Annotated in this window: 18 protein-coding genes; 12 read left to right on the plus strand and 6 right to left on the minus strand. The window is 43.6% G+C overall.

Features of this window, described 5'->3' with window-relative positions:
* The first annotated feature begins 36 nt into the window (after positions 1–36).
* Complete coding sequence (bamJ, locus tag ABS362_RS11970; RefSeq protein ID WP_350412713.1) at positions 37–636, plus strand: BamJ family beta-barrel-assembly machinery protein; 600 nt, start codon at positions 37–39, stop codon at positions 634–636.
* A gap of 76 nt (positions 637–712) precedes the next feature.
* On the opposite strand, the gene ABS362_RS11975 is transcribed toward bamJ, so the two are convergent.
* The gene (locus ABS362_RS11975) at positions 713–1,198 is read right to left on the minus strand and encodes a hypothetical protein (RefSeq protein WP_350412714.1); all 486 of its coding nucleotides are present in this window, start codon (positions 1,196–1,198) and stop codon (positions 713–715) included.
* Between the two features lie 287 nt (positions 1,199–1,485).
* Here ABS362_RS11975 and ABS362_RS11980 point away from each other — a divergent pair, with 287 nt between their 5' ends.
* Positions 1,486–2,910, plus strand: a complete 1,425-nt coding sequence (locus tag ABS362_RS11980; protein ID WP_350412715.1) for a Glu/Leu/Phe/Val family dehydrogenase — start codon at positions 1,486–1,488, stop codon at positions 2,908–2,910.
* 13 nt (positions 2,911–2,923) lie between these two features.
* Here ABS362_RS11980 and ABS362_RS11985 read toward each other — a convergent pair whose 3' ends face one another.
* The 3 genes from ABS362_RS11985 to ABS362_RS11995 all read right to left on the minus strand — a co-directional run bounded on the left by ABS362_RS11985 (position 2,924) and on the right by ABS362_RS11995 (position 6,063).
* Complete coding sequence (locus ABS362_RS11985; RefSeq protein WP_350412716.1) at positions 2,924–3,376, minus strand: hypothetical protein; 453 nt, start codon at positions 3,374–3,376, stop codon at positions 2,924–2,926.
* A 378-nt stretch (positions 3,377–3,754) separates the two neighbouring features.
* Complete coding sequence (locus ABS362_RS11990; protein WP_350412717.1) at positions 3,755–5,566, minus strand: M61 family metallopeptidase; 1,812 nt, start codon at positions 5,564–5,566, stop codon at positions 3,755–3,757.
* Positions 5,567–5,643: 77 nt separating this feature from the next.
* The gene (locus ABS362_RS11995; RefSeq protein ID WP_350412718.1) at positions 5,644–6,063 is read right to left on the minus strand and encodes a hypothetical protein; all 420 of its coding nucleotides are present in this window, start codon (positions 6,061–6,063) and stop codon (positions 5,644–5,646) included.
* Between the two features lie 237 nt (positions 6,064–6,300).
* Here ABS362_RS11995 and ABS362_RS12000 point away from each other — a divergent pair, with 237 nt between their 5' ends.
* The 3 genes from ABS362_RS12000 (at position 6,301) to ABS362_RS12010 (ending at position 8,448) form a co-directional block, all read left to right on the plus strand.
* The gene (locus tag ABS362_RS12000) at positions 6,301–6,897 is read left to right on the plus strand and encodes a C40 family peptidase (protein WP_350412719.1); all 597 of its coding nucleotides are present in this window, start codon (positions 6,301–6,303) and stop codon (positions 6,895–6,897) included.
* A 67-nt stretch (positions 6,898–6,964) separates the two neighbouring features.
* On the plus strand, positions 6,965–7,339 hold the full coding sequence (locus ABS362_RS12005; protein WP_350412720.1) for a hypothetical protein: 375 nt from the start codon (positions 6,965–6,967) through the stop codon (positions 7,337–7,339).
* Positions 7,340–8,016: 677 nt separating this feature from the next.
* Positions 8,017–8,448, plus strand: a complete 432-nt coding sequence (locus ABS362_RS12010; protein WP_350412721.1) for a DUF2147 domain-containing protein — start codon at positions 8,017–8,019, stop codon at positions 8,446–8,448.
* Positions 8,449–8,555: 107 nt separating this feature from the next.
* Here ABS362_RS12010 and ABS362_RS12015 read toward each other — a convergent pair whose 3' ends face one another.
* Entirely contained in the window at positions 8,556–9,017 is a 462-nt protein-coding gene (locus ABS362_RS12015; RefSeq protein ID WP_350412722.1) for a hypothetical protein, read from the minus strand.
* 203 nt (positions 9,018–9,220) lie between these two features.
* Here ABS362_RS12015 and ABS362_RS12020 point away from each other — a divergent pair, with 203 nt between their 5' ends.
* Positions 9,221–9,805 carry a hypothetical protein gene (locus ABS362_RS12020; protein WP_350412723.1) on the plus strand — a complete coding sequence of 195 codons (585 nt, stop codon included), beginning with the start codon at positions 9,221–9,223 and terminating at the stop codon, positions 9,803–9,805.
* A gap of 104 nt (positions 9,806–9,909) precedes the next feature.
* A complete protein-coding gene (locus ABS362_RS12025; protein ID WP_350412724.1) occupies positions 9,910–12,114 on the plus strand; it encodes a T9SS type B sorting domain-containing protein in 2,205 nt (734 codons plus the stop codon).
* 2 nt (positions 12,115–12,116) lie between these two features.
* Here the strand turns inward: ABS362_RS12025 and ABS362_RS12030 are convergent, their stop codons facing one another.
* A complete protein-coding gene (locus tag ABS362_RS12030) occupies positions 12,117–12,743 on the minus strand; it encodes a cytochrome c oxidase subunit 3 (protein WP_350412725.1) in 627 nt (208 codons plus the stop codon).
* A 237-nt stretch (positions 12,744–12,980) separates the two neighbouring features.
* Between ABS362_RS12030 and ABS362_RS12035 the strand changes: the two genes are divergently transcribed.
* The 5 genes from ABS362_RS12035 (at position 12,981) to ABS362_RS12055 (ending at position 19,300) form a co-directional block, all read left to right on the plus strand.
* A complete protein-coding gene (locus tag ABS362_RS12035) occupies positions 12,981–13,544 on the plus strand; it encodes a hypothetical protein (protein ID WP_350412726.1) in 564 nt (187 codons plus the stop codon).
* Positions 13,545–13,644: 100 nt separating this feature from the next.
* A complete protein-coding gene (locus ABS362_RS12040; protein ID WP_350412727.1) occupies positions 13,645–14,142 on the plus strand; it encodes a DUF4920 domain-containing protein in 498 nt (165 codons plus the stop codon).
* A gap of 893 nt (positions 14,143–15,035) precedes the next feature.
* A complete protein-coding gene (ligA, locus tag ABS362_RS12045; RefSeq protein WP_350412728.1) occupies positions 15,036–17,045 on the plus strand; it encodes an NAD-dependent DNA ligase LigA in 2,010 nt (669 codons plus the stop codon).
* A gap of 495 nt (positions 17,046–17,540) precedes the next feature.
* Positions 17,541–18,569, plus strand: coding sequence for a sensor histidine kinase (locus ABS362_RS12050; protein WP_350412729.1), 1,029 nt, complete (start codon positions 17,541–17,543; stop codon positions 18,567–18,569).
* Positions 18,566–19,300, plus strand: coding sequence for a LytR/AlgR family response regulator transcription factor (locus ABS362_RS12055; protein ID WP_350412730.1), 735 nt, complete (start codon positions 18,566–18,568; stop codon positions 19,298–19,300). Before ABS362_RS12050 ends, ABS362_RS12055 begins: the two co-directional genes overlap by 4 nt.
* The last annotated feature ends 229 nt before the right edge of the window (positions 19,301–19,529 follow it).

Below are 19,529 nucleotides of genomic sequence, written 5' to 3' on the forward strand. Positions count from 1 at the left end.
GGTACTTTTATACTTTCTTTCACAAAGCAACAAAACATGACATTAGAAGAAAAGATCAGCTACATTATTGGCCGCGACATGGCAGGCAACCTTAAAAAACAAGGTATAGATGTTAACCCGGATGCGTTCATCAAAGGCATGAAAGAAGCCATTGAAGGCAAACCGTCTACATTATCGCAGGCCGAAGTGCAGGAAGCCATGATGCAGCTACAGCAGGAAATGGGTGCTAAACAAGGTGCAGCCGGTGCCGAAAACCAACAAGCAGGTGAAGCATTCCTGGCCGAAAATAAAAACAAGGAAGGTGTTAAAACGCTGCCAAGCGGATTGCAGTACGAGGTACTGAACGAAGGTACAGGCAAATCTCCATCTGCTTCTGATAAAGTTACCACACACTATCACGGTACATTAATAGACGGAACTGTATTCGACTCGTCTTACGAGCGTGGCCAGCCAGCCACTTTCCCGGTTAATGGTGTAATTGCCGGCTGGACAGAAGCCCTTCAGTTAATGAAAGAAGGTGCAAAATGGAGATTGTACATTCCATCTGCGCTTGCATATGGTTCACAAGGCGCCGGCGATGTGATCGGACCAAATACTACCCTTATTTTTGATGTTGAGCTTATCTCAGTTCACTAAACAATAGATTTATCAAGCACAAAGGCCAGGCTATTAACGTAGCCTGGCCTTTGTGCTTATAGTTTAACTATAATGGTTAATTAACTTGGGAAGGATGCACTTCAGCAAGCCAGCGCAGACACTCTTCGTAATACAGGAAATGATTCATGATCAGGAGATTGTCATTATCTATAAAATCGTCTCCATCCAGGTCATGTATTAAACTCTCGTATAAGTATACCGGTAGAATTACTGCAATAAAAACATCTTGTTTAAGCAGGCGAAGTATCTGGGGAAAGATATTTTTAAATACCCATATCTGATCTTCTTTGCGGATCAGTTGCCTGTTTTTCAGATCCAGTATCCATTTCGCGGGCTTGTGTATTCTAACCATTCGCAGAATATGCGAGTATCCCTCCCGGAACTCTTTTGTTCCTACTTCACCATGCCATTTAACGTGTAAGATCTCGGTCGAAGTATTGTAAAAGACCTCTAAGTTGTCTGTAAGATGTTCATCACTTGGATAGCAGATATCCGAAACGACCTTACTACTATAAGCCTGCGTCATAGTTTGATTTAACATACTTTAGCTAAGTATTTTAACTGACTGATTAGGATTTATTTTGCGGCGGTTATAATTGTATTAAGGCAATAATACCTTATTTATAGTTGCAAAGCAAGCTAATATTAACTTATCATTATAAATTTTATAGTTAATACACAATTTAACAACATACTTTTAACGTAGCTATCCAATAAATTATTTTATAAATTTTAAGTTAGTAACTATAGCTTTTAAGTTAATCCGAACAAAACATTTGTTGTATCGTTCTAAAATCAGTTAAATGCAAACCATTAACCATTAAAAGCATGGCAGAAAATCAGAATGAGGGAGCTAAGTTCCTGAGCAGTGTACATAAGTATTTTGATAATGCAGCCAAGTATTCCAGTCTCTCTTCCGGTATACTTACTCAGATAAAGGTCTGCAACAGTGTGTACAAAGTTTCTTTCCCGATTGAGATTGATGGCAACATTGAAGTGGTAGAAGGAATTCGTGTACAGCACAGCCATCACAAACTACCTTCGAAAGGTGGCATACGCTTTAGCATGCAGGTTGATGAAGACGAAGTAAAAGCACTGGCTACCCTGATGACTTTTAAATGCGCGGTGGTAGATGTGCCTTTTGGAGGCGCGAAGGGCGGTGTAAAAATAAACCCACGTACCAGCTCTGTCAAAACCCTGGAGAAAGTTACAAGGCGTTACGCTGCCGAGCTGATAAAGAAAAACCTGATCGGGCCGGGAATGGACGTACCTGCGCCAGACTACGGAACCGGTAGCCGCGAAATGGCCTGGATAGCGGATACCTACCAGGCTTTAAAATATGGCGAAACAAACGCGCTGGGTTGTGTAACCGGTAAACCCGTTGGACAGGGTGGCATAAGGGGGCGTGCTGAAGCAACCGGGCTTGGAGTGTATTTTGGAATACGCGAGGCGCTTGCTGACTCTGAACTGCTGCAAGGAAAAGGCCTGGATGGTGGTACCATGCAAGGCAAGCGTATTATAGTTCAGGGCTTAGGCAATGTCGGTTATCATGCGGCCTGGTTCTGCCAGCAGGATGGTGCTATAATCACGGGCATTGCGGAGCGTGAAGGTGGCATTTTTAACCCTGATGGAATTGATGTGGAGGAAGCCTTTAAACACCGCAGCGAAACTGGTTCTATCCTAAATTTCAAGAACTGTAAGAACATAGAAAATACCCTGGATCTGCTGGAAACAGAATGTGATATTCTGATACCGGCAGCCCTGGAGAACCAGATACACCTTGGTAATGCAGCTAAGGTAAAAGCGAAGATCGTTGCGGAAGGTGCCAATGGGCCTGTAACGCAGGAAGCAGAAGAAATACTGCTAAAAAATAACATTGTGATATTGCCAGACCTTTACCTAAATGCAGGGGGCGTGACCGTATCTTACTTTGAGTGGCTTAAAAACCTGTCGAATGTGCGCTTTGGGCGTATGGGTAAGCGTGCTGAAGAAGCCAGTTACAAACGCCTTGTTAATGCCATCGAGTCTACTTCGGGCAAGAACATGACAGCCCAGGAAAAAGCAATTTTAACTAAAGGCTCCGATGAGGTGAACCTGGTGCGCTCCGGACTGGAAGATACGATGATAAATGCTTACCATGAGATACGCGAAACAATGCGGCAAAAGAATATACCTGATATGAGGACTGCTGCATTCCTGACAGCCATCGAGAAGATCGGGGTAAGTTATGAGGCGCTGGGTATTTTCCCTTGATCCGTACCTATAGTTATAACCTTGCAGAGGTCGGGAACAATACAGTATCCTGACCTTTTTTTACGCTTTCGAGCCAATGTATAGCCTCTTCCCTGACGGTAAAATAATTAAAGAGAATAAAATCGTGTGAGGTAGCAGCTTCAGTAGCTGTATAATTTGTAATGATTGCTTTAAAGTGATCTTCATTGAAAACTACCGCTACACAAACTTCTGTGTTCAGAGTAATCTGTAGTTTACTATAATAAACATTATTCAGCCAAGCTTCCTGCTCACGCTCCAATGGTCCGATCAGGGAAAGATCAGTACAATATAACATCACAGGCCTTTCTTCCTGTACAAACGCAAGCCCTCGCAGGTATGTATCTATAAAAGCGTTATCCGTTGGTTTCGCCTTCCAGATCACCTGCAATATTTCCAATTCACTGTTAAAAATGATGTCAGAAAATTTTGTAGAATGTACTACCATGCCATCACAAGCAATAATTTTACTATTTAGCACGAAATATATACTTTTAAAATAACAGTTCAAAATTTTGAATTGTATTGCATAAAGAATAGAAAAACCTGTATATCTCTTACAACACCTACCTTCAGGAATATAACCATTCTATAAAACACTGCTAACCCCTTTTGCTATAGTTTCAACCTATAGCCTTCCTTTAAATTATAACTTCAAGTAATACAGTATGCAATAAGCTATGCAGGTATAAAAAGACCAGTAAATTGTTTGTAAACTATAGCTATTATTATAACAATAAGTGCAAATTAGTATTAAACAAAAAAGAGAAGCATGGCCCATCATTGCCATGCTTCTCTTTTTTGTTTTTATAGTACAATAAGAGGTTTAAGAATTACTTATACCTAACCATTTATTGTATATTTTCACTTGTTCAGCAGAAGGATTATTGATCTTCTCGAGTTTATACCTTACGCGGTCGTCCTTGAGTATTTTCACCTGCATTACCTGCAAAATACCATCGCGCGCAATTAGCACTTCCATTTCATCGCCGGGTTGCAAACCATTAACATAACGGTCCAGATCGCTGCCTACTCTGAAGCCGTTTACTGCGATAATTTCATCCTTTACATTAAGTCCTGCCTCGTATGCGCTGCTCCCTTTTGTAATGGATGATATAGTTACACGACCATCGTTAAAGCTTGTGTTGGCACCCCAACTGCCCGTGTTTGCGTTTGCGTTTACATTTACTACTTTCAGGCCGGCTGCTTTAAAGTATTCTGAATAATCCGGTGACTTGGTACCATTCACATAATCTCTGAAAAAGGCATCCATGTCGTGACCTGCCACGCGCTCTACTTCTGCTTTAAATTCGGCTTCTGTAAACCCACGGTCCAGCTGCTTATAGTAGCGGTTGTACATGTTGCGCATCACATCATCCAGGCTCTTGGTGCCATTCGTACTTTTCATGATCTCCATGTTCAGTAAATGCCCCAACACGCCACCTTTTGTATAATAAGATACTTCAGCATTGTTGGAGTTCTCGTTCTGGCGGTAATATTTTATCCAGGCATCAAAGCCCGATTCGCTTACCGTCTGCACTTTGTTACCCGGCGTGTTTTCAACGTTACTACTGCTGCCTGCTACTACATCCAGGTAACGCTGCTCCGGCATCAGGCCTGCCCTGCGCACGATCAGGTCATCGTAATAACTTGTAAGGCCTTCCGATACCCAAAGTAGTGTTGTATAGTTCTCTTGGTTATAGTTGAACGGGCCAAGCGGCGCCGGGCGCAGGCGCTTTACATTCCATAGGTGAAAATACTCGTGCGCAACCAGGCTCAGGAAACCAGTATAGCCGCTCTCTGAACCATAGTTGAAACGACTGGTCTGCAGAGTAGTAGAATTAAGATGCTCCAGTCCGCCACCACCACGCTGCATATTATGAACTATAAATACATAACGGTCTACGGGTAGTTCACCAAAGATCTTGATAGACTCTTCTGATACGCGCTTCATGTCGGCCATTAAACGCTCCGGCTCATAATTGCCTTCGCCATACATGGCAACCTCATGGGTTACACCGCCAGCTTCGTAGGTGTAGATCTCGTGGTTGCCTATCTCCAACGGCGAATCAGCCAGCACGTCATAGTTCGGGAAAGTATAGGTAAACTTAGCGGTTGACTTTAAACCGGTTGATACTTTGCTGAAACTAGAGTGCGGTTTTACTACCAGTGTTCCGTCTTCTTTTTCATAGCCTTCAGGGTACATAAAAATGCTGGTACCATTTACATAACCGTGCGAGGCATCTAAAAAACTCGTACGAACAGTAAGCTCAAAAGCATATACTTTATAGTTTACCTTTACTTCCGATGCCCGGTTACTGTACACGCGCCAGGTGTTTTTGTCTATCTTTTCGGCACGCAATGCCTTTCCTTTTCCGTCGGTGGCAGTAAAGCCCTCCACGTTTTTGGCAAATTCGCGAACCAGGTAAGAGCCGGGAGCCCAGACAGGCATTGTAAAATCAATGTATTTTTTCCTGGCGCCCTGTAGTTCCGCAGTAACTTCAAAATAGTGCGTGTGCGGTTCGGGCATTTCCAGAGTATAGCGCAGTTCTGCGGCAAATGCCGGCGAAATGAAACTGGCAAGCGATAATAGAAATATTAAGAGATAAAATTTAGGTTGGTTAATGGAGTGAAACATGTTTTGAGTTTAGATTTGTTTAACAAGCATGTTACAATAATTATGCTTGTTTTCAAAATCCGGAACCTCAAAACAGCTTAGCGTACGTGGTCTGCCTTATGCGACAACAGCCATTGTTCAGCTTCGTTCACGTTGTTAAAGGTATCAATAATGATAAAGGAATTATAGCTTTTCAGCCCATAAGCACCTACCTCTTTCAGCATGCGGTTATAGCAAACCTCCGAAACCACAAGTGCAATATAGTTCTCCTGGCCAAGCATCATGAGTTGCGGAAAAAACTGTACCTGGCACCATGTTTCCTCTTCCTCGCTCAAAGCACCAATCGTTCTCAGGTCGAAAAGCCACGTATTTGCAGGATGTTTCTTAACATATTCCAAAGCCATCATCAGCCCTTTCTTAAAGTCCTCAAGATTTGGCATGGATTTACAGTCAATATAGACCCACTCTTTGCCTTCCGGCAATTCCACAGAAAAAACCCCTGATCTATAAAGCACCATTATCGGAACTGTTTAAATTAATATTGCAAAAATATAATAATTATTCTTATATAACCCAAACTTTAATCACTTTTGTTCTACTATAAACCTGAAAGGTGGTTAAAGCTGAACTTTAGACGGTGGATTAGCCTTATTATAGTGTAAAGGAATAAAATTTTGAAGTAAAGCTTTCGGTTATGCTTACATATTTTGTTTGGCATGGTATTGGAAAGCTTATCCGAAACTAACCCTCTGACTATGAAGAAAAACTTAATCTTATTACTTGCCCCGGTAGTGTTGCTGATCGTAATGCTTGCTTTTGGTTATAACCTCACCAATGCTCCTGAAGCTTTAGTAGAAGAAACAACTGTAGTTCAGGTTAACCACAAGCGTAATGCATCCGCTAAGCCTGAAGACAATTGGGTGAAGATGGAGAGGACCACACGGTCAGCTGGTGTTTACAGTACTTCAGAACCTCAGGAGATTATAGAATATGCCCTGACCTTGATCGGCTCGCCTTATGAGTATGCCGGCATCACTCCTTCCGGTTTTGACTGCTCCGGTTTTGTAACACATGTTTTCGAAAACTATAACATAGATGTACCACATTCATCGGCGATGCAGGCAAACGAAGGTGTGCCAGTAGCTAAAGACGAGGCTGCTCCCGGCGACCTGGTGATCTTTACAGGTACTAACGAATACGACAGAACGCCTGGCCACGTGGGTATTGTGATCTCCGAACCCGGCGATACGATCTCATTTGTTCATTCATCATCTAATGGTGGCGTGAAGATCAGCAAAGTGCAGGGTACACGTTACGATGTTCGTTTCCTGGAAGTGCGCCGCGTATTATAAGCATACATTTATCACAACATATAGGGTTTTTCTCGTACAAGGCTATGTACCAGAAAAACCCTTTTGTATGTGGCATCCTTACATCATAAACTCGATAAACGCGGTTGTTCTTATAGTTGCGGGACTAATCGTTTACTTTATACAACCAGGCCGGCCGGTGCTTGCTTTGGTGGCTCCCGGTTTAGGTATTATGCTGTTGGCCTGTACTTATCACCTGCGGCAGCATAACAGGTTTGTAACCCACACGGTTACGGCCATAACGCTACTGGCAGCTATAGTTGTAATTATGCGCTTAAATGCAGCCGGTGAAGAATGGGATACCAGACATGTCTTACTATTTGTGATGGGGCTGAGCTGCCTGGTAGCTACGGCGGTGTTTATCGGTACTTTTATAAAAGAGCGCAGGCTGCGAAACAATTCTATTTACAAAGAGGATCTGTAACTATAGCCGGCTATAAAAGCAAAACACCTGATGTAGCCCGTCAAGTTACACCAGGTGTTTCAGAATCCTAAAAAGTCTTAACAAGCGGCTTCCTGTTGTTCAGGTTACCATCCGAAGACCTTCAGTAATATTAAGCTGTGCAAACAGCAAAAATCCCGTTTACGAAGCCGATTCACAGATTACGTGAATACAATTACTTAGGCTCGTTAAAACTTGTTTGGGATTAGACATTTGTACCTCCTTTCTCTATAGTCCAACATAAACCCTGAACCTTCGACCGAAATTATATAAGGTTGTTAGACCAGAGCCCGTAGCACTCGCTACTATAACTTATTACTAAAGCTAAATAAACGCCATTAAGTTCACAAGGGTTATCACTATTTTTTTTAAATTTTCTAGTTGGTCAAAACGGCAACCATTGTTAAAAAATAGCCCAGAGACTACAAAAACCCTCTTTACATTTTTAAAATCCTGATAACCACAACTATAGATTATGGTATTCTTCCAATTATGAGCAGTGGTAAAAAATTTAAGGACCCGTATTTGCATTAGCCTGTAACAAGAGCTGCCAGCAGGCATTAAAATCAGTTAAAAGTGCGCCGGTGACTCCTGTAATAGTATATAAAATGAATTATTTTCACTATTTTTCGTTGCAATAATCAAACAACTAACCGATCATGAAAAAACATCTGCTTGCTCTAGTGGCTATCATGCTTTTCAGCACCTATGCATGGGCCCAGTCTTTATCACCTGTTGGTATCTGGACAAACGAAGAAGGTAAAGCCCGATTCGAGATTTATAAATGTGGCACTAAACTGTGTGGCAAACTGGTGACATTGAAAGAGCCGCTCCGTAACGGGAAACCAAAAATGGACGATAACAACCCTGACAAGAAACTTCAGAAACGCCCGTTGCTTGGTCTAGAGTTTATGAAAGGCTTTGAATATGATGGCGATAACAAATGGGATGATGGCACGATCTACGATCCGGAAAGCGGAAAGACCTATTCTTGCTACATGAAGATGACCGGCAAAGATAAAATGGAAGTGAAAGGTTATATAGGCATATCGCTGATAGGCAGAACACAGAACTGGACAAGAGTAAAATAGCATCACCTATAGATGTAAAAAAAGAAAGGCCGGCGCATTGCCGGCCTTTCTTTTAACCCTTTACCATGCTTTTTACTTGGTTCGGGTATATAAGGTTTTGGTTATAGTTAAATAACGTGTTCTATCTTATATTTCTGGTCACGAAACTCAAAGGTTTCACCGGCAGTCTTGCCAGCCATTGCCTTAAATACCGGCGACATACCTGAAATGGCAAAGAACGTCTCCCCTTCCACCTCTATCTGCCCCAGGCTAACCCCGATAAAATAGTTCTGCAGGTTGGTATGTACTACGGCGCCAAAAGCAATTTCCTTATTCTCTTTGGTTGCGTTTATCCGTTTCAGCACACTCATCGTTGTTATCAGCTCATCCAGCTGGCGGGCATACATGTCGCGCTGTATCTGGCAAGCCTCTCTAAACGACTCAAATTTATCCTCTATGGCACCCTGGTGTTCATTAGCGCTTTCCTGGGCGTCGTCCATAGCATCTTTCGCAGCTTTAATCTGATTATTCAGTATTTTCGTGCATTCCTGCAACAGCCGCTTTTTTAGTTCTAATTCTTGTGCAACCATTTTCTTATAAGTATAAGTTTAAACTATACCTTCTATTGCCGGTTATGATACCATCGCGCTTAGAGGTAATAGCAATTGAAACATCAAATTCTGAGTGATAAACTTATTAAACTGCAAATAAAACCTGAAGCGTGTAAGATAATAAACTATTCAGGGTAACGGATGTTTTTGCTTTAAATTACTAAATGTCGTTAAACGGATTTTTGAAACGATTGTTGGGGCTGTTTCGCAATAAGCCAGTATGCTACAAACTGCAACGTTCTGAGCGTTACCAGGCCAAGTATAAGGCATGGACAAACAGCACTGAGTGCAAAGAACTTACAGCTGCATTTTATAAAGCATATCACTACAAGAAAGCTGGTGTGCAGTGCAGTTTCCGGGTGCAGTTAATAAACGACGAACACCGCCAGGGCGTCATTTTATTTCATGATCCAGCCATTCCCCAGAAAGCATTCTCATACTTGTTCGATCACCTGAAAGACCAGGTAAAGCTGCAGGGGTACAAGGTAAAAAGTGCCGACAAACGTCGCATTGTGCATGAGCGTTACAACCAACAGATAGAAACGTACTACCTTACCCCATTGCCTGCCGATGTGCCCGGTAGTATACTCTGTAACCAACTATATGGCAACATACTTATTGAGCAGACACGTGTAAATCATCACCCGGGTTTCATCAGACTTATAGCCGATACGATACCCGGTTCATTTTTTAGTGAGCCCCTTCCTTTTGCCGATCTGCTTAGCCACATAATGCAGCCAACAGAAAAACTGCAAAACCGTAAATAACCCTACCTATTATACTTTTTGGTAAGATCCTGCTATAATTTTGCATAAGCTTAATGTTATTTGTATACTTATACAGGTTTTAAGGGCATATAAATCACTCTTGCATGAAGCATTGTTTACTCTTATTACTTGTTGTGCTGCTTTGTTCGGTATCTGTAAAAGCTACACACATAGTTGGCGGCGAATTTGCCCTTAACCACCGTAGCGGCAACACTTACCTGCTGACCCTTAACCTCTACTTCGACGACATTAACGGTGACCCGGGAGCCTTAGACCCTAACATCACGGTTAATATTTTTGAGAAAGGCACCAATAAGTGGATTATGGCCAAAACGCTGCCTTACCGATCCAGAACTGCTGTACCATATACCAACATCGACTGTACTATAGGGGAACTGCGAACCAGCAAGATCGTTTATTCGGATTTCCTTACCCTTGATCCCGCTGTTTTTTTTCACGCAGCGGGCTATTATGTAACGTGGGAGCGCTGCTGCCGCAACGAAACAATTGATAATATTGTAGCACCTTACGATGCTGCCCAGACCTTTTATATGGAATTCCCGGCGGTAGTGCAGAATGGGGTTACGTTCCACAATTCATCCCCAACACTTTTCCCTCCGCTCAGCGATTATGCCTGTGTAAACGAGCTTTTTTATTTTGATTTCAGTGGCTCTGATGAGAACGGCGACTCGCTGGTTTATGACATGATCACGCCGCTTAACGGGTACACCACACCCCGTATGCCGTACTATGGTATACAAGGGTTTGAGAACGTAAAGCCCGGCACTGCTCCTTATCCTGAGATCAGGTGGAACCCCGGATTTAGTGGCACAAATCAGATAATCGGCAACCCTCCCATCAATATCGACAGCAAAACCGGACGGTTGATTATGCGCCCGAGCCGGACTGGTTTGTATGTATTTGGTATCAGGGTGCAGGAATTCAGGAACAATAAAAAGATTGGCGAAGTGCGTCGCGATTTCCAGGTACTGGTGCTGGACTGCCCTACCAACGAAACACCAAAAATTGTAGCCCGGGACCAGGGTAAAAAAGAGTTCTATAAGGAGTCTGAAATCCTGGAGATCACTCCGAACAGTAACCGATGTGTCGATATTTACTTTACAGACCCTGACCTGTCTGAATTTGTAACTATAAAAGCCGTTCCAGTAAACTTTTCAGCATCCAACTTTACCTTATCCGGCACACTGCAGGGAATTGTGAACCAGGGAGGTGCGCAGGATTCGTTAAAAGCAACACTCTGTTTTGCCGACTGCTTTGATACGCCTAACAAAATTTACGAACTGGACCTGGTAGTGCAGGACGACGGCTGTAGCTTACCACGCCAGGATACTGTCAGGGTTAGTTTCAGGATGCAGGTCGTAAATAATGTCCCGACTATAGCTACCACACCCAACGAAAGAGTTATAACCTTAGATCGTGGTCAGGCTTTTGAAATGGATGTATTCGGGAAGGATGTAGACTTGGATGGCCTGACGTTGAGTGCTGCCGGAGAAGGCTTTGACATGAATGCGGTTGGTATGCAGTTTAACAGTAGTGGCGGCGAAGGAACGGCAACCGGGAAATTCAGTTGGCAGGTAGAATGTACTTCCGAAGAACAGGCTGTAAGGCGCGTTACCTTTACCCTGAAAGAAGACGCCTGCGCCGCATCACCAGACCAGAAAGTAACGATAGAATTCAGGATAAAAGCACCTAATAATGCGCCTACATTAACATCAGATAAAGCACCTATCCTATACGAACTCGACCTGGACCAGCCTTTTGAAGCCAACCTCTTCGGCGACGACATAGACCTTGACCCGTTAACATTGACTGCTGTTGGTGACGGATTTAACTTAGAGGACTATGGTATAGAGTTTACCGCCACCCAGGGAGAAGGCGAAGCCAGGGGTTTGTTCAAACTGATTGGAAGTTGCCAGATGGCTGAAACGGGAACATTGCGCGTTAATTTTATACTGGATGAAGAGACCTGCAACCCGGCCCCGGAACCTGTACTAACGATGGAGTTTAAAGTACGTGTACCGCAACTGCAAAGCTTTATACCTGCCAATATATTTACCCCGAACGGCGATGGCCGGAACGACTATTTTGAGATACCTGATCTTCCGGCAAATTTCTGCAATGCCCAATTTGCCAGCATAAAAGTATTTAACCGCTGGGGCAAGGAGGTTTACCAAAGCAACCAGAATACCTTTAAATGGGATGGCAAAAACGTAAATGACGGGGTTTATTATTACGTGATCGATTTTGGGAGCACGCAATACAAAGGCAGTGTAACTATAGTTCGGTAGGGTTAAAACATAAACAGGAATACCAGGTACAGCCCAAGCCACATAAAATCAAGGAAGTGCCAGTAACTGGTAAGCATCGATAGTTGCAACTGGCGATACGGATCTCTTATGAAGATCAGGCTCCGGACACTATCGGTGGCTACATGCGCTGTTTTAAGAAAAAGGAAAAACAGGAAGATCACTCCTCCTACTAAATGCAGAATGTGCAACGCCGAGATAAGGTAAAGGTACGTTCCGGAAGCTTTGCCGGTAAACGTGATGCCAGCTGCAGTCATTTCACGCCAGCCCAGTAATTGCGATCCTACAAACAATAAACTAAGCACCAACGTGCCACCGAGGTAGCGGGTCATTTTATTAAGCTTATCTTTTTTATAGATGCCGGGCACCCGACTGATAGTATAACTACTCAGCAGCAGTAAAACCGTACCAACGCTAAAGAATTTCGGCAACTGTACATTTTCTGCCATAAACCCACCAGTGCGCATAAAGGCGATCAGTAAAATAAGAAACAACACACCGATTCCAACCATACTCAGGTAAAGCAGCATCCTGATGGGGTGCATACGTTCTATTTGCTTAAAAGCAGATAGTTGCCTGTAGCCTACCTTATTTTTTTTATCTGAGTCCATTTAAATTATACTACAACCGGCAGCATACCAGCAGAAAAGCCCAACATTACACTTCAAGTTTATATACCTATACGGAAACAGCTTTGTTTTGCATGCCACCAGATAAATATAGTTTGGAGTCAGTGCCATTTTCCTTAAAAACTATATGGTAGCATCCCCTGTTTTAAAATTTATAGCTGGCTGGAGTTACCTAGCATGTGCTGCATCCGTTAAAAGATTAACTTAATCAGGGGTACTATGTTTCTTAAAAATCTACTTCTTTATTTGATCGTGCTGTTGGTGACAGTAGCAGAAGCAAGCGCGCAAACCCGAACTAGCTATACTGCGAACAATTATATCACTATCGTGCTCGAAAGCCCGAATGGCCGTTATGAGTTCAAATCGCCGTCGTTACTGGTGCGCTATAACCGCTTAACGGACCAACTGGAATGCAGTGTGCTTATAAATTCGTTGTTACCTACCAGCGATACTGTGCCGCCAACTATGGCGTACGATGTGTTATATGGAGCTAAATTCCCGGAATTTACTTTTGAGATCGATGTGCCGGAGGATATCATCAGCAGCGAAAGACCTTACCCAGAACCATTGAACCAGCGAACCTATATTACCTTGCAGGGCATTACTAACCAAACCCGTGTGCCCGTAGTATTCGCCCCGGACAGGAACAGGCTCAGCTTTGGTACTAACTTCGACTTGATGCTTGATAATTTTGAAGCAAGTATTCCCGTCAGATATTTGCCAATCTTAACCGGCCGCCTGCTCATCAACATCAGTAATGCACGTTGGATAGACCAGTATTGACAATCTTATACCTACCATAGTACTGCCTCTTTGTGACTTTTGATTGTAGGAAATAGATGCTTGTTTACTATATTTACAAAAAAAATCGCACCTTATACACATGAGAAACACGTTACTAACTGGTTTACTATTAAGCACATTTCTATTTAGCTGTGGCCAGTCTGAAAATGCCAACGAAGCTACTGCTAACACTGCCGAAACTGCTGAGCCGAATGTGTATGGATCTGATTTTACAGAGCAAAATACGTTATCTGTTACGCAGCTTCAGGATGCTGTGAGCGAACAGGATTCTGTAAAAGCAACTGTTAGCGGCGTAATAGTGGAAAGTTGTCAGTCTAAAGGCTGCTGGATGGATGTGAAGCTTTCTGATAACAGTACCATGAAAGTTACTTTCCGGGATTATGGTTTCTTTTTGCCGGTAGAGAACCTGGAAGGCAAAACAGTAGTGTTTACAGGCACCGCCAAACGCGAAGTGATTTCTGTAGATGACCAGCGACACTATGCCGAGGATGCCGGTAAATCAGCCCACGAAATAGCAGCCATCAACACCCCGAGAGAAGAACTCCGGTTTGTCTCTGATGGTGTGAAGATCAAATAGAACTATAGTTTATAGCTTATTGTGTTCAAGCCACCTCCGGGTGGCTTTTTTGTTTTATGTATTTAGGGTTGGCTTACCTCTTACGAAACAATTCCCACCTTTAGGAGGGCAGGGAGGGGTTTTATAGTTGTCGTTATCTAACCACCCCCAACCCCTCAGAGCTATGCTCACTACCTTCGCAATCTCTTCCCGTTAGTTTAAAGCGTGGAGTTTTTATGCTTTTTACTTTTTCATCTCGAACAGCGTGAGTGATCTGGTACAGTTTAACATCCCCCTTCGCCCCCTTCAAAGGGGGACTTTCTGCCTTTGCTATTGTTGGGGTTATAGTTTTATAGTTACAGCCTGTCGCGCGGACAGGTCGCGACCTGTCCCTACGGAACTATAACCACGATAAATCTCGAAGCTTACCGTTCAAACTATAGAAAAGTAGTTGCTATGAGAAATATCACAGTCTTTGGGTTGAGCGCCTTTGATTTGTTGCGGTGCCGTAAGGCAACCTGAGGTAACGAGGGTAGCTTCAAATCAGCAGCGCGATGCCCGAAGACGGGGCCTCCCGGCCGTGAGGGCACCAAAGCATAAAATGAAACGGTAGGTAAGTAAAGCTCCCAGGGTTAGATGTAGTTTGAAAGGATAGCTTTGTTCGGAAAACAGAGTATCAACTATAGAACTCAGATTTCTCCTGACGTCGAAATGACAAAAAAGAAATTGAAGAACACATAGGATACATCGGCTACCGCTCGGGATGACTGGACTAAAACTGCAACTATAGAATCCAGATTTCTCCCTTTGGTCGAAATGGCAAAAGAGAACTATAAACTTTATCAATCTACTTTTATTCACGTTGCTCGCTACCGCGCTTTTAGATATTTTTACGTGAAGTATAAACCGAAACTATGGCAACACCACACGACGTAGCTACAGAAGTTAAGCAGCTGACCGAACGCATAAACTACCTTAATTACCAGTATTACCAGAACAGCATATCTGAAGTACCAGACTTTGAGTTTGATATGATGCTGAAACGCCTGCAGGAACTGGAAGAACAACATCCCGAACTGCGTCAGGCTAACTCACCAACCCAGCGCGTGGGCGGAACTATAACCAAAAGCTTTAAGACTGTTTTCCACCGGTATCCGATGCTTTCGCTGAGCAATACCTACTCAGAAGAAGACCTGCGCGAATTTGATAACCGCGTGCAGAAAGCCATCGGGCATGAGGTGGAATATGTGTGCGAACAGAAATTTGACGGTGTGGCCATCAGTTTAACTTACGAGAACGGCATTTTGGTGCAGGGCGCTACGCGTGGCGATGGAACTCGGGGCGATGATATAACCAATAACGTTCGTACCATTCGCGATATACCGTTGCAGGCACATGGAGAGGGTTATCCAGAACTATTTGAAGTACGTGGTGAGGTATTTCTGCCTTTGCAGGTATTCGAACAACTGAACCTTGAGCGCGAGGAAAATGGCGAACAGCTACTTGCCAATCCACGCAATGCTGCATCGGGAACACTAAAGCAGCAGGACTCCAGTATAGTTGCCAGCCGTAAACTGGGCTGCTTTTCCTATAGTTTCCATAGTTCGCCGCTCCCCTTCGATTCGCATTCCGAAAGCTTGGAGGCTATCCAGAAATGGGGCTTTAAAGTTTCGGATACATGGCGCAAGTGCAGCTCTATAGATAAGGTACTGGAATACATAAATGAGTGGGAACAGAAGCGCCACGAACTGCCTATTGCTACTGACGGCGTGGTGGTAAAAGTAAACAGCTACGCGCTGCAGGAAGAGCTGGGCTTTACGGCTAAAAGCCCGCGTTGGGCGATTGCTTATAAATACCCGGCTATGAGCGCAGCTACCAAGTTGCAGGGCATACAATACCAGGTAGGCCGAACCGGCGCCGTTACACCAGTAGCATTGCTGGAGCCGGTATTATTGGCCGGAACTGTCGTTAAACGTGCATCGGTACATAATGCAAACGAAATTCAGCGACTGGACCTGCGCCTTGGCGATATTGTTTTTGTTGAGAAAGGTGGCGAGATCATCCCTAAAATTACCGGAGTAGACCTTACCAAACGCCCTGCCGACAGCACACCTATAGTTTACCCTACTGAGTGCCCTGCCTGCCATACGCCTTTGGTACGTGTAGAAGGTGAAGCACAGTTTTATTGCCCGAACGAAAAAGGTTGCGAACCTCAGATACTGGCTAAGCTGGAACATTTTATCAGTCGAAAAGCCATGAACGTGGATGAGCTGGGCCCGAAAACACTGGAGCAACTGTACAAAGCTGGTTTTGTGCGCAACGTAGCCGACCTGTACAACCTGACGTTCGAGCAGCTGGCAAACCTGGAACGTATGGGCGAGAAATCAGCAAACAATATTCTGAATAGCCTTGCCAAATCTAAAGAAACGCCTTTTGAGCGTGTGCTTTTTGCGTTGGGGATCCGGTTTGTTGGTAGTACAGTCGCTAAAAAACTGGCAGACCAGTTCCCGGACATAGCAGCTTTAAGAGGAGCTACTTACGAAGAGTTGATTGCCGTAAATGAGATTGGTGGCCGAATAGCAAACTCCATTCAAGAGTACTTTACTGAGCCTGATCATATCGAACTACTGGAAAGGTTACAGGCTGCCGGCATTCAGTTTAAATCTGAGAAAGTGCAGCCCGAAATGCAGAGCGACAAACTGGAAGGAAAAACTTTCGTGATCTCAGGCGTTTTTGAAACCATAAGCCGCGACGAACTACAGCAACTCATTATCAGTCATGGCGGTAAAGTGGTGAGCTCTATCTCAGCCAAACTCTCTTACCTGGTAGCCGGCGATAAAATGGGGCCTGCTAAACTCGAGAAAGCCAACAAACTGGGCATCACTATCCTGTCAGAAGATCAGTTTTTAGGAATGATCCAGTAACATAAAAAATAGCGCCACCTGTTTTACAAGTGGCGCTATTTGCAAAAACAAACAACAAACGATTTACTATTGAGCTTTAATCAAGTACTGGCAAACACTGCAGCATGCTTCCCCGCTCTGATTATATACAAAGGAAGCAACATTTAATTCCCAACAAAATACATTATACCAACAGCCCGAAACTATAGACCAACAACACAAAGCACCCGAGTAAAAGTTGATCTGGCAGATTAACTAATTGGCAGATACTTATTACCGCTTATGAAAGTAAACCAGGCAACCAAGTACACTAGGGCTGTTTATCTTTCAAAAAATCAGCTTAGTAGTTAATTAACTTCAGTTGGTAGAGTGCCAGTGCAAGTATAGTTATAACTGTATTTATTTTATTTATCTTTATCCTGAAGAGCGGTGCACCATTAATGCTGCTGCTATAGTTTCCATCATAAGCCCGTATTTAGTTTGAGCGCATTACCTTTTGTGTTCCCTGAAATTACCATGAAAAAGCGATTCCAGATCGTGTTGCATGTTATTGTGTGGCTTGCTTTCGGGGCCTGGGTGCTGTATTATATCAATGGTAATAAGGCGCTTACTACACATCGTGTGCTGGATGTGCTGGTTGGTCTGGCTTTCTGGCTGCTTATTTTTTATGTAAACTGGTCGTACCTGATTCCGAAGTACCTGGCCCGCAATCGCCTGATGCTTTACATCATAAATGTACTGGCCCTGCTCCTGCTTTATGGCCTGGCCAAATCACCCCTCGATTTTTATATTTTCAGGGAATTTAACCCGAACATGAAGGCCGTGTTTACTACAGAGCGCTTACTGCAGTACGGTCTGGGCGGATTGGTGCTGGTTTTTATAAGTTCCGGCCTGAAAGTAACAGGCAATTATATCCGGAACGAGCGCCGTAACAAAGAACTTGAAAACCAAAAGCTTGTAGCTGAACTGGCCTTCCTGAAGTCGCAGGTAAACCCCCATTTTCTGTTCAATACGCTCAACAACATTTACTCGCTGGCTTACAAGCAACACCCTGAAACACCGGATGCCATTATGAAGCTGTCTCTGCTGATGCGCTACATGCTTTATGAAAGTAATGATACGCTGGTAAGTTTGCAGAAAGAAGTGGAACATATCCATAATTTTATAGATCTGCAAAAGCTGCGCCTGCGCGAACAGACCAGTATACAGTTTAATGTAAACGGCGAGCTGGAAGGTAAACAGATAGCACCGATGCTAATGATGACCCTGGTAGAGAACGCTTTTAAGCATGGCCTGGTAAGCAAGAACGAGATCGGGATACAGATTAACCTTACAGTAACGGATCACGAACTGCAGTTTAGTACAGTAAACAACATCAGCACACATAAAAAGCGCGAATTTGGTGGCATTGGGCTCGAAAACCTGCGCCGTCGCCTGAAGCTGCTGTACACTAACAGGCATACCCTCACTTTTGAAGAAAAAGACGGCGTATTTTACGCCACCATGAAACTATACTTCCAAACACCTAACACACTAAAACTATGACCATCCGCTGCATTGCCGTAGACGACGAACCGCTTGCCCTCGACATACTGGAAAGTTACATCAGTAAGCTGCCTTTTCTGCAACTTGTAAAGACCTGTTCCAGTGCCACTGAAGCCATGCAGGTTTTGCAGGAAGAACAGGTTGATCTGATGTTTCTGGACATTGAAATGCCTGAGCTGACCGGTATACAGTTTCTGAACATTTTAAAAAACCAGCCACTGGTAATTTTTACCACCGCTTACCCCGAGTATGCCATGGAAGGTTTTAACCACGATGCTGTAGATTACCTGCTAAAGCCTATCCCCTTCGACCGTTTTCTAAAGGCGGTAACCAAAGCGCAGGAACGCATGCAGCAACGCCACCCGAAACAAGGCGAGCAAACTATAGTTACCCAGGCCGCCGCACCCGAGCAGGAGTTCATGTTCGTGAAAGCCGACTATAAAACTATTCGCGTTGACTTTAAGGATATACTCTGGATAGAAGGCCTGAAGGATTATGTGATCATCCAGACGAAAGACCAGAAGATCATCACGCTGCTATCCATGAACAAGATGATGGAGAAACTGCCGGAGTCTAAATTTCTGCGCGTGCACCGTTCTTTTATAGTTTCCCTGCAAAAAATCGACAGCATCGAGAAAAGCCGCATCCGCATTGGCCAGAAAGAAATTCCGATAGGTGAAGTGTACAAAGACCAGTTCCTGAAATGGGTGGAAGAGAATAATATTATGTAGGTGGGGAATTAGGAATGAGTAATTTGGAATGAGTAATGACTAAAATGCAGCCGCCTTTGCTGTGTGTTTTCACCAGCAAAAAACCTGTTAAAATATTTAATAACTCCACACATAGTACAGATAGTGGGAGTAGGTACTCCTACTAGCCAATAGTTGTGGGGCATTTTAAATATATAAAATTGAAAAAATATCTAATCCTGATTTGTATTGTGCTATTATACAGTTGCCA

The sequence above is a fragment of the Pontibacter populi genome (genome assembly GCF_040278685.1).
GTDB lineage: Bacteria > Bacteroidota > Bacteroidia > Cytophagales > Hymenobacteraceae > Pontibacter > Pontibacter populi.

What these genes read in the sequence shown, in the direction of transcription:
- ABS362_RS11980 (WP_350412715.1), top strand. Translation starts at nt 1,486, where the DNA reads ATGGCAGAAAATCAGAATGAGGGAGCTAAGTTCCTGAGCAGTGTACAT.
- ABS362_RS12005 (WP_350412720.1), top strand. Translation starts at nt 6,965, where the DNA reads ATGTGGCATCCTTACATCATAAACTCGATAAACGCGGTTGTTCTTATA.
- ABS362_RS12015 (WP_350412722.1), bottom strand. Translation starts at nt 9,017, where the DNA reads ATGGTTGCACAAGAATTAGAACTAAAAAAGCGGCTGTTGCAGGAATGC.
- ABS362_RS11975 (WP_350412714.1), bottom strand. Translation starts at nt 1,198, where the DNA reads ATGTTAAATCAAACTATGACGCAGGCTTATAGTAGTAAGGTCGTTTCG.
- ABS362_RS12050 (WP_350412729.1), top strand. Translation starts at nt 17,541, where the DNA reads ATGAAAAAGCGATTCCAGATCGTGTTGCATGTTATTGTGTGGCTTGCT.
- ABS362_RS11995 (WP_350412718.1), bottom strand. Translation starts at nt 6,063, where the DNA reads ATGGTGCTTTATAGATCAGGGGTTTTTTCTGTGGAATTGCCGGAAGGC.
- ABS362_RS12055 (WP_350412730.1), top strand. Translation starts at nt 18,566, where the DNA reads ATGACCATCCGCTGCATTGCCGTAGACGACGAACCGCTTGCCCTCGAC.
- ABS362_RS12025 (WP_350412724.1), top strand. Translation starts at nt 9,910, where the DNA reads ATGAAGCATTGTTTACTCTTATTACTTGTTGTGCTGCTTTGTTCGGTA.
- ABS362_RS11985 (WP_350412716.1), bottom strand. Translation starts at nt 3,376, where the DNA reads ATGGTAGTACATTCTACAAAATTTTCTGACATCATTTTTAACAGTGAA.
- ABS362_RS12030 (WP_350412725.1), bottom strand. Translation starts at nt 12,743, where the DNA reads ATGGACTCAGATAAAAAAAATAAGGTAGGCTACAGGCAACTATCTGCT.
- ABS362_RS12000 (WP_350412719.1), top strand. Translation starts at nt 6,301, where the DNA reads ATGAAGAAAAACTTAATCTTATTACTTGCCCCGGTAGTGTTGCTGATC.
- ABS362_RS12040 (WP_350412727.1), top strand. Translation starts at nt 13,645, where the DNA reads ATGAGAAACACGTTACTAACTGGTTTACTATTAAGCACATTTCTATTT.
- bamJ (WP_350412713.1), top strand. Translation starts at nt 37, where the DNA reads ATGACATTAGAAGAAAAGATCAGCTACATTATTGGCCGCGACATGGCA.
- ABS362_RS11990 (WP_350412717.1), bottom strand. Translation starts at nt 5,566, where the DNA reads ATGTTTCACTCCATTAACCAACCTAAATTTTATCTCTTAATATTTCTA.
- ABS362_RS12010 (WP_350412721.1), top strand. Translation starts at nt 8,017, where the DNA reads ATGAAAAAACATCTGCTTGCTCTAGTGGCTATCATGCTTTTCAGCACC.
- ligA (WP_350412728.1), top strand. Translation starts at nt 15,036, where the DNA reads ATGGCAACACCACACGACGTAGCTACAGAAGTTAAGCAGCTGACCGAA.
- ABS362_RS12035 (WP_350412726.1), top strand. Translation starts at nt 12,981, where the DNA reads ATGTTTCTTAAAAATCTACTTCTTTATTTGATCGTGCTGTTGGTGACA.